The organism is Robertmurraya korlensis (assembly GCF_023715225.1).
Lineage (GTDB): Bacteria > Bacillota > Bacilli > Bacillales > Cytobacillaceae > Robertmurraya_A.
Map to the genome: position 1 here is coordinate 123,760 of NZ_JAMBNS010000011.1, position 12,798 is coordinate 136,557.

At 35.5% G+C, this 12,798-nt stretch carries 14 protein-coding genes; 3 read left to right on the plus strand and 11 right to left on the minus strand.

The genetic code is table 11. From position 1 onward, the window contains the following. Positions 1-18: 18 nt before the first annotated feature. Positions 19-198 carry a hypothetical protein gene (locus M3175_RS18850; RefSeq protein WP_251522435.1) on the minus strand — a complete coding sequence of 60 codons (180 nt, stop codon included), beginning with the start codon at positions 196-198 and terminating at the stop codon, positions 19-21. 286 nt (positions 199-484) lie between these two features. Beyond that, a complete protein-coding gene (locus M3175_RS18855; protein ID WP_251522510.1) occupies positions 485-826 on the minus strand; it encodes a DoxX family protein in 342 nt (113 codons plus the stop codon). A gap of 359 nt (positions 827-1,185) precedes the next feature. Between M3175_RS18855 and M3175_RS25705 the strand changes: the two genes are divergently transcribed. After that, positions 1,186-1,437: a DUF2651 family protein gene (locus tag M3175_RS25705; protein WP_503328613.1), complete on the plus strand. Its 252-nt coding sequence runs from the start codon at positions 1,186-1,188 to the stop codon at positions 1,435-1,437. 97 nt (positions 1,438-1,534) lie between these two features. On the opposite strand, the gene M3175_RS18860 is transcribed toward M3175_RS25705, so the two are convergent. From M3175_RS18860 to M3175_RS18890, 7 genes are all read right to left on the minus strand, one after another. Further along, positions 1,535-2,098 carry a GNAT family N-acetyltransferase gene (locus tag M3175_RS18860; RefSeq protein ID WP_251522437.1) on the minus strand — a complete coding sequence of 188 codons (564 nt, stop codon included), beginning with the start codon at positions 2,096-2,098 and terminating at the stop codon, positions 1,535-1,537. Positions 2,099-2,221: 123 nt separating this feature from the next. Further along, complete coding sequence (locus M3175_RS18865; protein WP_251522439.1) at positions 2,222-2,482, minus strand: hypothetical protein; 261 nt, start codon at positions 2,480-2,482, stop codon at positions 2,222-2,224. A 368-nt stretch (positions 2,483-2,850) separates the two neighbouring features. Next, positions 2,851-3,333 carry an HXXEE domain-containing protein gene (locus M3175_RS18870; protein ID WP_251522441.1) on the minus strand — a complete coding sequence of 161 codons (483 nt, stop codon included), beginning with the start codon at positions 3,331-3,333 and terminating at the stop codon, positions 2,851-2,853. Between the two features lie 547 nt (positions 3,334-3,880). Further along, positions 3,881-4,885: a DUF3231 family protein gene (locus tag M3175_RS18875; RefSeq protein WP_251522443.1), complete on the minus strand. Its 1,005-nt coding sequence runs from the start codon at positions 4,883-4,885 to the stop codon at positions 3,881-3,883. A 577-nt stretch (positions 4,886-5,462) separates the two neighbouring features. Beyond that, complete coding sequence (locus M3175_RS18880) at positions 5,463-5,861, minus strand: GyrI-like domain-containing protein (protein ID WP_251522445.1); 399 nt, start codon at positions 5,859-5,861, stop codon at positions 5,463-5,465. 291 nt (positions 5,862-6,152) lie between these two features. Further along, positions 6,153-6,698, minus strand: a complete 546-nt coding sequence (locus M3175_RS18885; protein WP_251522447.1) for a GNAT family N-acetyltransferase — start codon at positions 6,696-6,698, stop codon at positions 6,153-6,155. Positions 6,699-6,851: 153 nt separating this feature from the next. Further along, positions 6,852-7,679, minus strand: coding sequence for a MerR family transcriptional regulator (locus tag M3175_RS18890; protein ID WP_251522449.1), 828 nt, complete (start codon positions 7,677-7,679; stop codon positions 6,852-6,854). A 105-nt stretch (positions 7,680-7,784) separates the two neighbouring features. Here M3175_RS18890 and norA point away from each other — a divergent pair, with 105 nt between their 5' ends. Further along, complete coding sequence (norA, locus tag M3175_RS18895) at positions 7,785-8,981, plus strand: multidrug efflux MFS transporter NorA (protein ID WP_251522451.1); 1,197 nt, start codon at positions 7,785-7,787, stop codon at positions 8,979-8,981. Positions 8,982-9,369: 388 nt separating this feature from the next. Here norA and rlmD read toward each other — a convergent pair whose 3' ends face one another. Beyond that, positions 9,370-10,752, minus strand: coding sequence for a 23S rRNA (uracil(1939)-C(5))-methyltransferase RlmD (gene rlmD / locus M3175_RS18900; protein ID WP_251522453.1), 1,383 nt, complete (start codon positions 10,750-10,752; stop codon positions 9,370-9,372). A gap of 97 nt (positions 10,753-10,849) precedes the next feature. Beyond that, positions 10,850-11,788, minus strand: coding sequence for a diacylglycerol kinase (locus tag M3175_RS18905; protein ID WP_251522455.1), 939 nt, complete (start codon positions 11,786-11,788; stop codon positions 10,850-10,852). Positions 11,789-12,021: 233 nt separating this feature from the next. On the opposite strand from M3175_RS18905, the gene plsY reads away from it, so the two are divergent. Next, the gene (plsY, locus tag M3175_RS18910; RefSeq protein ID WP_251522457.1) at positions 12,022-12,639 is read left to right on the plus strand and encodes a glycerol-3-phosphate 1-O-acyltransferase PlsY; all 618 of its coding nucleotides are present in this window, start codon (positions 12,022-12,024) and stop codon (positions 12,637-12,639) included. Positions 12,640-12,798: the final 159 nt, after the last annotated feature.

The following is a 12,798-nucleotide window of genomic DNA, read 5'->3' on the forward strand; positions in this document are numbered from 1 at the left end:
TCCACCTCTATATGAAATTTATTTTCTATATATATATTTCCGATTTTTGATATAACTCATCAACTGTTCCTTTCCGATAGTTTCTATAAAAATAGGATCTCCAACTATATCATCTTGCCCGATAACGAACCAAGATTCCTTCCATTCTCCGTTATTAGAGCCAACTAGTGATTGCTCTTCTGTAACCTGATTGTTCATTCTCTAGTTGTGAATTTGCAAAGATGGTAAAACCATTTTATCCAATGGATATCTCTCTTTTTATTAATAAGTCTAACAACTTATACAATTTATTCATAAGGTCCTCCTACACAGTTTGCATCTATCCAGAAAAGAAAAACTTCTTTAACTATCCTGCTTCTTTAGTCGAATAAGAAAAAGGCTGCATTCTTATCAGCCTGATATTAATTATTATTTTTGGGTATTATTTTAAGTTTAGCTATTAGAAGTATAGTAATAAATAAAAAGACATAGATGCTGGTAAGAGTTAAGTTAAGTTCTTGATAATTAATATGATAGATGATATTAAACAAATTATTGCAGGTAAAATCATTACAATAGATTGATGCGCTCGATACATATGAGCATGAACTGCTCCTACCATGAGAAGTAATAACAATACACTTGACCCTACTGCTAAGTATCTGTTCCAAATACCACTTAAAATTCCTATAGCTACCATAACTTCAATTAGCCCAATTACAGACATAAACCATAAAGGATATTGATAATGCTGCCAATGTTCAACCTGAAATGGGATACGTAACAGTTTTATGAATCCACCGACTAAAATAAAAACTGCTAAAATTACTTGCATTACTATAAATATCACATTCTCACTCCTTTTAAAGACTTTATTTAAAGGTACTCTTATTTAATTATAATATGGATATTTATTCCATATTATAATTCTATCATTTATATTGCTTAAAATTTATCTTTCTAATTTAACTAACCTGCACCTATTGTTATATAAGCAAAAACATCCCTTATTTAAGGAATTCCCCCTTCAGTTTAATAAGTAATTCCTTCTTACGATTAGTTAAAGGCTGTTTTCGTAAAGTTTGTTGTTTTTGTTTAAAATAATTTGTTGATAAAAGTGTAAATTTACACTTAATGTTGTATAATAATGGTAAGAGAGGAGAGTGTGAAAATATGGAATTTATAGAATCAATAGACCCATTTATAATGCAGTTATTCATTGTTCCTTTAATAGTTATTGGGTTAGGTGTCTTAGTATCTGCCTTTACTAAGAAAGGAGTGATTGGACCCTTCATAACCTTATTTCTGAATCTTTTATATGAAACTTGGTATATGAAACACTATTACCCTGAACACGAAATCAGTTATACATCTTGGAATTTTATTTTCCCTGCAATCTCATTAGTGATTTCTTGGGCGGTAGTGTTCGTGATAAAGCAAGACAGCAAACAAAATTAGACTTCCTAAATGTAGGAGTCTTTTTTATGCACTTCTTACCTAACTAAACTCCCCTTTTCTACTATAAGGGAAAAGATCTTCGCAGCAATCCTTACTTTTAACTCTCGTCCCCATTGGCTGAAGAACGTTCTCTATTATATTTAAGTAATGAATACACATATGTATCATATGCCTCTCCATTTTGATACATATAATCCCTTAGAACACCTTCTTTTAAAAATCCCATTTTGGTTAACAACTTATTAGAAGCTTCATTATCTGTAAAGACAACTGCACCTATCCTAGTTAAACCGAATTCATCAAATCCGTGTTCAATTACTTTAGATATGGCTTCAAAGGTGTATCCCTTTCTCCAATGATTAGGATGTACCTCATAACCTATCTCTGCTCTTTTATGCTTTGGGGACCAAGCGTTAAATCCAATAGTACCAATTAATCCTTGAGTTCCTTTTAGTTCTATTCCCCAACGAATCCCTCTATTCTCCTTAAAACTATTAGCAAAGAAGTTAACAAATGCTTCTGCTTGTTCTATATTTTCTAACGTATCTTGCCCGTAATAACGTGTTACATTTACATTTGAAAAACAAGCAAATATCGCCTCTGCATCCTCCTTTGATATTTCTCTTAGCACTAATCTTTCTGTCTCTAATGTAGGAAACATTTATCCCTCTCCCTCTTCTTATTATCCCTTTATAGCAACAACTCTTTTTTAATTATCCTGCTCCTATTTTTCAATAATTCAAGTAGCAAAAAATAAAAGGACGTGACATAAGTTCACTTCCTTCTAAACAATATCTTTATAATTAGCTATAGTTTTTTCTACTGATAGTAGTTCTTTTAATTGTTCATCATAGTATGTATAAATTATTTTATCTTGATTGTTCAATTTATAATGTGAAATCAAGAAATTAATTCTAGAAATAACTTCAATTAAATTTAAAGGTTTTGCTGAAGTTATCTTGTTACCATCTTGGATTAAACAAACTTCAAAATAATTCATTGAACTATCTTTCGTATAGTCCTTTATTAAGATTTTCAATTCCAAGGGAACACCTCCACTTCTAGAATTCTACCTCTTATATATTAACATAAAATGGAATTTAAAGTTAGGATGCTTATTCCATAAACCTGTCCCGTTTGTACAAAAAGAGAAAAGAGTGCTACCTATTATAGATCGCACCCTAGTCCATATATCATTGCTAAAACTATCATATGCAGCCAAATATCTAAGGAATGCCCTCTATCCTAATCCCTCTAGGATCATCCCGTTAATTTAAGTTAATTGTTTCATATGTTGAGTGTTTGCAAAATTGTTTTTGCAGTATTTATGAACTCATTACTAAGCTTGATTGTTACTCTACACTAACCTACTTTAGGTTAAAAAAGTGAGTCACATTGAAAGATTTTATTCGATTAATAATTTAGTAAATTTCCTCCCAACATAAACAAAAGTGGAATCATAGCTAATAAAATTATTCCAATTACAACTGTTGATACAACTATTTCTTTAGAACTAACCAACTTTAAATCATGTAATTTAAAAAGTATAACGGTGTTGATTGGTACATTTAATAGTAGAGCTGTACTTAAACCAGGAGCGTATGTTTTCATTAATAATGTAGTTATTAGATGCGGAAAAATTGCATTAAAAATCATGGAGCCCATAAATCCAATGAATGCCCACTTAAATATATTTGATTCTAAAAAATTTAAATACAGAAAAGCCACTAAATATGCAAGTGCAGTAATGATTAACACTGCAAAATGAAATTCATTAGGTGTTACTGTTTTTTGAAAGGATGAATCAAACTGAGACCATTTTGGTAACCATAAGGCTTCTTCTAAATTATGTAATGTAATTGCTAAGCAAAAGAATATAGCATAATAGCTTTTCACATTAATCCCTCCTGTTTAATTATTTGTTTAATAATCCTGTTCCTTTACTTTAAGTACATCATTTCACAAACTAGAAAATCAAGCTTAATATAGTTGTCACATGAAGTCTTAGAGCGTGAGCCATTAAGTCATAACGTCGACATTCCCCTTTTCTACATCTCTACAAATTGGTGTGATACGTGGTGTTTACAAAGGCCGATTAGTGTTAATAGAAGTTTCACGTAGTATTCCATCAAATAAAAAAAACGTCTCGACCCAGTGATACCAACGGGTCGAGACATTTTAGATTGATTCACCAAGTAGCTTTAATAGTGAATTATGGAATATTATCTCTCAGCAACTGTAACGTACTATAAAAAGGCACGTTATGAAATCACAAAGGGTACGATCCATTATTTAAATGAGCAGAGTAAGTATATACGAGTAGTCAATTCATTTAATCAACGGGAAGAGACTGAGATAAAACACAATATCGATTAATTCACAATGTTTTAAAATTAGGAGCGACCTGCAATACAAATTGCTGAGTTAGTAACTTGGTTTGTCGTTAAACACTTCTATTCCTTAATGCTTCTCTGTCCACATTTTGTGGTGGTTGCTCAAGCCATCTGTTTTTAATCATTAATTTCACACCATCATTTGCATATTGAAGTATTTCAGCCATTAGTCTTGTGTAATGTCCGCCCAAATCTTTTCTAAGACTAGCTCCTATTGCAGCCCCATATCCCGCTACACTAATTGCGGTCAGGCTGTTTGAGTGAAACATCATTAACTTATCTGAAAATGGTGGATCGATTGATTCCGATATAGTTGAATCCCAAGAACTCGGTAAGGGAACACCGTCTTCAATTAATATTTCTCGAAACACGGTCTCATGCTTTGCAGCTATTTCTACGCCTCTCTCCATATATTTTCTCACTTCAGGCAATTGAGCAACTTGAGAAAACCCTGTAACATACGTTCTTCCAATTGAGTTCATCTCAGTGTTTTTAGAAATATGAGCTAATTCCACCACGGTAAGTGGGCGATGCTTCCCTAATAACCCTGATAAATAGGAATCATCTTGAAGATATTCCGCTTTTCTCATTGGTGGGATGGTTGGAGAACGAATAAATGCCCCTTTTTGAAGTAGCAAGTCACAGGAATTGTTATATAGTTGCATAAACCTTTGAGAAACAATTGAAAAAAGATCTCTGACATCATTTCTTGCTAATACTTCAAGTAATGCAGCGGCAGCGGCAGTTCCAGCGGCAGCCATATATTTTATATAGCGTAAGGTAAAAAGGTCTGAATAAAGCCTTCCCGCTTTTAAGTTTACATCTTCTTGAGTGAATCCTATCGGGAGCGCATGATTCTCCATTTCAAATATTTTTTTAACCTCGTATACAACAAAATTACAATCAGTTAAGGCAGTTTGGATTATGTTTGTGGAGTCTTGATCTTCATTTACACTTTGAAAATGCTGAATTATGCAAATAGCCATGGAATTTTGCATATAAGCCCCCCATAATGCCGCAACTTCTGAAGAAACAAGTTTTGGTTTATGCTCCATTTTTTCTCAATACTCCTTTAGTTTTTTACATAGTATGTACAAAAATGAATATATTATTTTCAAATTAATTTCCAAACGCCGATTTAGGGAGTCAGATAGTAGCGTAATACCAATGAAGTTGGGTAATGCCGATGGAGGAAAGGCTAGCTACCATTTATCACTCTTACTAGGGACACATTAACTACACACAGTGGTAGGAAAAAATAATAATGGATACAAGACTAGTTAGGATAGCAGAATTAGCAATATCTGAACCTAAAAGATTAGCAATATCTGTGAATGATAACTAGGAGGAGCCGTGTGCGTTAATAGCGCAAGCACGGTTTTGTGAGGGGGGAAACTCAATTCCTTCAACCATTTGGCTTTCGGCCAGCCACCTATCTGTCTACGCTTAAAGACTAGAGTTACCTCTAGTCCTCCAAAACTCGCTACGAGCGAATGGAAATTTCTTACTCGGCGGGAATCCCACCCGCTATATGATACGACCTAGGCTCGGCCGCACACCTGCCAAGTTAGTTCTATAGTAAAAAAAGCATCCCTTCTTAAAGGAATGCCCCGTTTATTGAACAAATTTAAGCTATTTTAATGCTATGTAAATCTCAATTTCACCATCGGGGTAATATTTCTCAAAATCATAGGAGTATGCCCTACCCAATGTGCCAGCATTTTCACGTTCCCATATTTTCCTCCAAGTGTTGACAACCCCCTGAACTTCTCCTGTATCTACTTTGAAGATTTCATATTTTGTGTGATTCGGTAATTCCAGTAAAGGTTCACTGTTATTGTCTTCAATAGCGATACTTAAAGAATAATCCCCTTTATAGTCACTCTCATAGTTATGATACACTCCGTATTTAGTGACTACTTGGTTAGTCAGATCATTTGATGCCTGCTCCCACAATTTTGTAATCTTATGGAGCAACAGGTCATCATTAAAATTATTAGTTCGCACACTGTTTATAATTTTTAATTTCATATGTTTCCCCTTTCAAACTAAATTGTATTTCAAGATAGATTCTAGAAAAGTAATGATAATTCCTTTTTATTGCCAATTATTATTCAACAAACATGCTTCGTTTGTTCAATAACAGATTTTGTAAAGTCAAAAATAAAAGGCCATAATCCTTTAGATCAAGACCCTTTTTGTAGAAGCTAAGTTTATGACTATCCCTTTTCTTCAATTTCTTTTTCACGAAATACGCAGTAAATTAATATAGCAGATAGAAACCAATAAGGCATATTAATCCTTCCTGGATCAATGCTCCCGTTACTTGAATAACTTATACCAATACAAAGTGGTTTCTATATTTGGATTATATGACTGTTTCAATGTGTCAACTCCACCTAGTATGAATCCTTGTTTCACATAAAACCTGCACGCTCCAAGATTATCATCTTGAGCCTCTAGAGACATTCCGATAAGTTTTCTTTGTTTTGCCCACTCTTCCGCTTTAGTTAAGAGCAACTTCCCGATTCCATACCCTCTAAATTCTTTTTTTGTAGCGATATTTTCAATATAACAGAAGCGATTCCAAGCCTTAATTATTCTAATTTGCCCAATGCAATTATGATTCTTATAAGCTAAAAATAGAGCTTTATCTTCACGGTTTATATATCGGCTCCAATCAAGTTTATCATCTGGGAAACGAATTTCTTTAGTTTCATCAAATAGTTCCTCTTCAAAAGACCATTTTCCTGATTGAAAACTGGGTACAACCTTACCAAACACCTTAAAATAATCACTTGTTTTATTGATGTCCTCAATTAATTCATCCTTTAATGGAGAAATTATGATTTCTTCTTCAATATTCATTTTGACACCTTCCCATTCTGAAAAAGAATTTTACTAGCACGAGCCTAAACCACAAACAACCAAACTCTTATTCAATAAAACTGTCTTTTATAAAATTAGAAACAGACAAAGGAGTGGGTATTCCTCCTTAATTAGATAGACCAATTTATGAAACTAAGTTTCTTTAACTTGAATCATTATTTTGGTGACATACTCTTCCTTATTATTTTTTACAATTGAATCGTAGATAAATTCTTCAAAAACATAATCTCCTAAGGATAAATCTAACCGTTCCATTTCTGAAAAAAGTCGCTTGTATGTATCATTAATGGTTGTCTCATCCCCGATATGATATCCAATGAGAAAGTCCCCTTTTACCGCTTGAAAATAAGGATAGCCTTCTTTCGGATTCGGTTGTTCAATATATAAATAACTATAATTAGAGAATTCTCCCTTTAGTACATTTTCCCGTTTGGTCATACTGCCAATTGGATATCCTGAATCGAGCTGAGAAGTGCTCAATTCATTAATAAAATCTGATACGACTTCTATAAATTCTTTATCAGTTACATCTTCAATGTTTCTACTTAGATAAAGAGTTGCTTCAGGTAATTGTTCAAACGTCACTTGGTGAAAATCAAGATGAAATGCTTGTTCCATTAACGCTATATTAGCATCGATCATTTTTTCCTTCATCTCAATATCTCTCCGCTTTTTTACAATTTCCTCCTTCTTTTGATACATCAATGACAGAAAGCTTTCAGGAGATTTATTTTGCATGTATGTTTGAATATCATTTAATGACATTCCAAGATCCTTTAATAAATCAATAACAAAAAACAACTCAATTTGATGAATGGAGTAAAAACGATACCCTTTTTCATTTTTTAATATGGGTGATAATAGTCCGATTTGATCGTAATAAAATAATGTTTGTTTATTTACTTTGCAAAGCTTTGCAAATTCACCTGTCGATAAATATTTACTGTCTTTTTTGCTCATTTATACATACACCGCCCTTGACTATATAGTTACTATATAGATTAGGATGAAAATTGTAAACAATAAGAGGATTTACCGTAATCACCCTTTTTAAGGAGAATGTATATGAAGGCCTATAAAGTCACCTTAGGATTATTGCTATTGAATTTATTTATTGCATTTTTGGGGATTGGTTTAGTCATCCCCGTTTTACCAACGCTAATGAATGAGCTAGGCATCACTGGAACAACTGTTGGATATTTAACAGCGGCTTTTGCCATTGCTCAATTAGTTGTTTCACCGATGGCAGGAAAAGCTGCAGATCAGTTTGGAAGAAAAAAAATGATTATCATAGGGTTATTTATCTTTGGTGCTTCAGAATTTTTGTTTGGAATGGGAAAAGAAATTGAAATTCTTTTTATATCTCGTATGCTTGGAGGGGTTAGTGCAGCATTTATTATGCCAGCAGTGACCGCATTTATTGCAGATATAACAAATTTAGAAACTCGTCCAAAAGCACTTGGTTATATGTCAGCCGCAATAAGTACAGGTTTTATTATTGGTCCGGGAATTGGTGGATTTTTAGCGGAGTTTGGTACACGTATTCCGTTCTTTTTTGCAGGCGGACTAGGTGCATTGGCTGCTGTTCTTTCGATTTTCTTATTATCTGAGCCAGACCGGTCAGAGGTACATAATGAGAAAGAAACAGAAGGTCAGGTTAGTGTCAAAAGAATTTTTGCACCGAAGTACTCTTATGCGTTTCTTTTAATATTTATTACATCCTTCGGTTTAGCTGCGTTTGAATCATTCTTTAGTTTATTTGTGGATCATAAATTTCATTTTCAACCATCAGATATAGCTATTGTTATTACAGGTGGAGCCATTTTTGGTGCTGTTTCACAAGTCATTTTGTTTGATAAGCTAACTCGTATTTGGGGAGAAATTAAGCTCATAAGATACAGTTTAATTTTGTCAGCACTGCTTGTTTTTTTAATGACGGTCGCACATTCGTATTTCACTATATTACTGGTAACATTTATTGTTTTTGTAGGGTTCGATTTATTTCGACCAGCAGTTACCTCTTATCTATCCAATAATGCCGGGAATGAACAAGGGTTTATTGGTGGAATGAACTCCATGTTTACCAGTTTAGCAAACATTAGTGGTCCAATTATTGGCGGAGTGTTATTTGATCTAGATATTAACTACCCTTACTACTTTTCTACTGTCATATTAGCGTTAGGAATCGTATTAACTTGGTTCTGGACCAAATCAACCAATGATTCTCCTAATGAAGTGAAGGCTAGTGTTGCTAACCAATAAGGAGACTAGATCTTTGGCATCCGAGGAAGCTCAATCTTTTTGAGCTTCTATTTTATGTAAAACCTAGCAGAAGTATAATAAGCGGAGATTTTCCGGTTAGATACAAAATGAAGCTCATTTCAGGGCAAATAAGGGGAGATTTTCCGGTTATGCAAAGGAAAACTACCCATTTTCACCTTTTTTGAGCCAATAGGCGGAATATCTCCGTTTATTAGGACCATTTTTTATTTTATTTACAGCTTAGTCGGAATTTTTCCGTCTATTTTCAGATAGGGTGCTTAACCTAATCTCCCAACCGATAAGAGCGTTCCCTCATGGTCCCAGATTCGGGAAACAGCATTTTTTATCGATCAACTGAGAAAAGATAAAAATTAAAAGAAGCCTTTTATTAGGCTCCTTCTACATTTAGAACGATCTGCGCAACCGCCTCACAATGTGTCGTATGTGGAAACATATCAACAGGCTGAACCTCAACCGTGCGATACCCACCATCCTCAAGCACTCTCAAATCCCTTGCCAAAGTAGCTGGATTACAAGACACATAAACAACCTTCTTCGGCTTCATCTCAATAATGGTTTGTAGCAATGCATCATCGCAGCCTTTACGTGGCGGATCCACGACAAGTACGTCCGCAACGATCCCTTCCTTATACCAATTAGGGATTACAACCTCTGCCTCACCTACCGCAAACTCTACATTATCAATCCCATTTAAATCAGCATTACGGTTCGCATCCGCAATAGCCTCAGGGACAATTTCAACCCCGTACACCTTCTTCGCCTTTTGTGCGAGAAACAGCGAAATCGTGCCTATTCCACAATAAGCATCAATCACGGTTTCCTCACCAGTCAATTCAGCATAAGAAAGGGCTTGGTCATAAAGTACCTTCGTTTGCTCTGGATTCACTTGGTAAAACGATCTTGAGCTAATCGCAAATTTGACATTGCCAATTAAGTCATAGATGACCTCTTCTCCCCATAACACACGGGTTTCGTCACCAAGGATGACATTGGTTTTCTTTGAGTTAACATTCTGGATGATCGACTTAACCCCTTCAACACTTTCGAGGATCTCTTTAACGATTTTTTCCTTGTTTGGGAGCTCCGAGGTACGTGTCACAAGTACCACCATGACTTCCTTCGTGACTTGTCCATGGCGAGCCATGATATGCCGTAATGTTCCTTTATGACGCTGCTCGTTATAGGCCGTGACTCCATATTTCGTACAGATTCTTTTTACTGCCTGAACGACCTCATCATTTTTTTCCTGCTGGATCATACAAGCTTCCATATTGATGATTTCATGGCTGCGCTGCTGATAAAAACCCGCAATCAAGCCACCTTCACGCTCACCTACAGGAACTTGTGCTTTATTTCGATATCTCCAAGGCTCACTCATGCCTAATACCGGATGAACCTTTACATTTTCTAGCTTGCCGATGCGGGTCAGGACGTCTCTTACTTGCTTTTCCTTCGCTAACAGCTGTCCTTCATAGCTCAAATGCTGAAGTTGACAGCCTCCACACTCTTTATAAATGGGGCATGGGGCGTCCACACGGTATGGGCTTTGTTCAAGGATTTGCTCTAAACGACCGAACCCATATCCCTTATTGACCTTAATCACCTTGATTTTTGCTTTTTCACCAGGCAGTGCATTTTTGACGAATAACGGATAGCCATCTACTTTCGCTACTCCTGCACCGTCATGGGTTAAATCTTCGAATACAACTTCTATATAATCATTTTTTTGGACGGGTATTGTTTTTGTCATTGGTTACTTCCTTTATCCTTTTTCGATATGAAAAATTGTATCATAACTCCCTCTCAGTTACGAAATCACAAAAAGAAACTAACCACCTGTGCAGTGATTAGTTTCCTGAAACATTCCAACCTTCCGCTGGTCGGTCCTGCTCACGTATTTGATCAATCGGAACAAACACTTCTAAATGACGGTATAGATTCACAAACTCCGCAGGTAGAAGACCTCCGAATTCTCCATCCAGATTGAGCTGAACTTTTTCCTCGGAGTGAACTTTGATACGGTTAGCCTTTGTATAAAGAACATGTGGGTCATTTACATGCTCCCCGCGTACAGCTAACGTGGCGATGCGGATAAATTCAGCAAGGTTTGTCTTCTTTAAAATTAATAAAGTAAACATACCATCGTTTATCGAAGCATCCGGAGCCAGTCGCTCAAAGCCACCTACTGAATTAGTTAGCCCGACAAGAAACAGCATGACCTCTCCTTCAAAAAGCTTGCCATCGTATTCAATACTTAAATCTGTTGCACGAATAGAAGGAAGCATTTCAATTCCTTTTAAGTAATAAGCCAGTTGCCCAAGCATCGTTTTTAGTTTGCTTGGTACCTCATACGTTAGCTCCGTTAAACGGCCACCACCAGCAATATTAATAAAATACTTGTCATTGATACGTCCAATATCAACAGGAATCGTATCTCCCTTAACGATAATATCAGCTGCTGCTTCAATGTCCCGTGGGATATGCAGAGCTCTTGCAAAATCATTAGTGGTTCCAACTGGAATGACCCCAAGCTTTGGACGATACTCTTGCTCAGCAAGTCCGTTCACCACTTCATTAATCGTCCCGTCTCCACCTGCTGCTACGACCAGATCGTACTTTCGAGCGACGGCAATTTTAGCCGCTTGGGTCGCGTCACCTGCACCTGTTGTTGCATGACAAGAAGTCTCATAACCGGCCATTTCTAGCTTTTGCAGTACCTCTGGCAATTGCTTTTTAAAGGCTTCTCTTCCCGAGGTAGGATTATAAATAATTCTTGCTCTTTTCATTTTCATCATCCTATTTCAAAAAATAAGGTTCTTTTTCTATTAGTATGTATACTCAGATGCCGATTCCATCATTTAACATTAATATCATATCTCACTGCTTACATTCCTGCAAATTTGTTGACAATCTATCATATCATGGAGATAGGTAAAAGTAAAAATCTCCACTCTAACCGCACCGATAAAAATATGGTAAAATTTAGACATAATAACAATTAAATGTAAGGAGGAATTCTATGGAGTATGAACTACTTATCATAGCCTATTTACTTGGCTCCATTCCAACCGCATTATTAGTGGGAAAATGGCTCTATCAAGTGGATATTCGAACGCTCGGTAGCAACAATCCAGGTGCTACTAATACCATTAGAGTTCTTGGAAAAAAGGCAGGAATCATTGTTCTCCTCGTGGATGTCGGGAAAGGGGCCCTTGCGACGTATTTACCAATTCTGCTTCATTCCGATTTCGATCCTTTGTATGCAGGATTACTGGCGGTAATCGGGCATTGTTTTCCAATCTTTGCAGGGTTTCGCGGAGGAAAAGCCATTGCGACCACTGCTGGTTTTTTAATCGTTTATAATCCTGTTTTATTTCTAGTCACATTTCTTACCTTTTTCATCGTTATTTTTGTATCAAAATATGTATTTTTTGGTTCGATATCCGTTGGGATCGCCATGCTGATATACTCTTTATTTGAGGAAGGCTATCATATTGATCTTATTTTTTTCTTATTTTTGCTTCTCCTATTCTTTTTGCACCGTACCAATATCCGTAATTATTTAAATTCTACGGAGTTAAAAATTAATGATAAAAAGCTTAAGGATGACCGAATCCCACCTAAACCTATAAAATGAAGTTCAGAAAAATTCAATCAAACGTTTGATTGAATTTTTTATAACTATTTCAAACTAATGAATTATTATACGAATGACCATTTTAAGGGATCCTTAGTATAACAATTTTGTTAACCCTTTCACGATTTATTTCGAACAAATAAATATCGTCACTTCTGC

What these genes read in the sequence shown, in the direction of transcription:
- M3175_RS18850 (WP_251522435.1), bottom strand. Translation starts at nt 198, where the DNA reads ATGAACAATCAGGTTACAGAAGAGCAATCACTAGTTGGCTCTAATAAC.
- M3175_RS25705 (WP_503328613.1), top strand. Translation starts at nt 1,186, where the DNA reads ATGCAGTTATTCATTGTTCCTTTAATAGTTATTGGGTTAGGTGTCTTA.
- M3175_RS18860 (WP_251522437.1), bottom strand. Translation starts at nt 2,098, where the DNA reads ATGTTTCCTACATTAGAGACAGAAAGATTAGTGCTAAGAGAAATATCA.
- M3175_RS18875 (WP_251522443.1), bottom strand. Translation starts at nt 4,885, where the DNA reads ATGGAGCATAAACCAAAACTTGTTTCTTCAGAAGTTGCGGCATTATGG.
- M3175_RS18880 (WP_251522445.1), bottom strand. Translation starts at nt 5,861, where the DNA reads ATGAAATTAAAAATTATAAACAGTGTGCGAACTAATAATTTTAATGAT.
- M3175_RS18885 (WP_251522447.1), bottom strand. Translation starts at nt 6,698, where the DNA reads ATGAATATTGAAGAAGAAATCATAATTTCTCCATTAAAGGATGAATTA.
- M3175_RS18890 (WP_251522449.1), bottom strand. Translation starts at nt 7,679, where the DNA reads ATGAGCAAAAAAGACAGTAAATATTTATCGACAGGTGAATTTGCAAAG.
- norA (WP_251522451.1), top strand. Translation starts at nt 7,785, where the DNA reads ATGAAGGCCTATAAAGTCACCTTAGGATTATTGCTATTGAATTTATTT.
- rlmD (WP_251522453.1), bottom strand. Translation starts at nt 10,752, where the DNA reads ATGACAAAAACAATACCCGTCCAAAAAAATGATTATATAGAAGTTGTA.
- M3175_RS18905 (WP_251522455.1), bottom strand. Translation starts at nt 11,788, where the DNA reads ATGAAAAGAGCAAGAATTATTTATAATCCTACCTCGGGAAGAGAAGCC.
- plsY (WP_251522457.1), top strand. Translation starts at nt 12,022, where the DNA reads ATGGAGTATGAACTACTTATCATAGCCTATTTACTTGGCTCCATTCCA.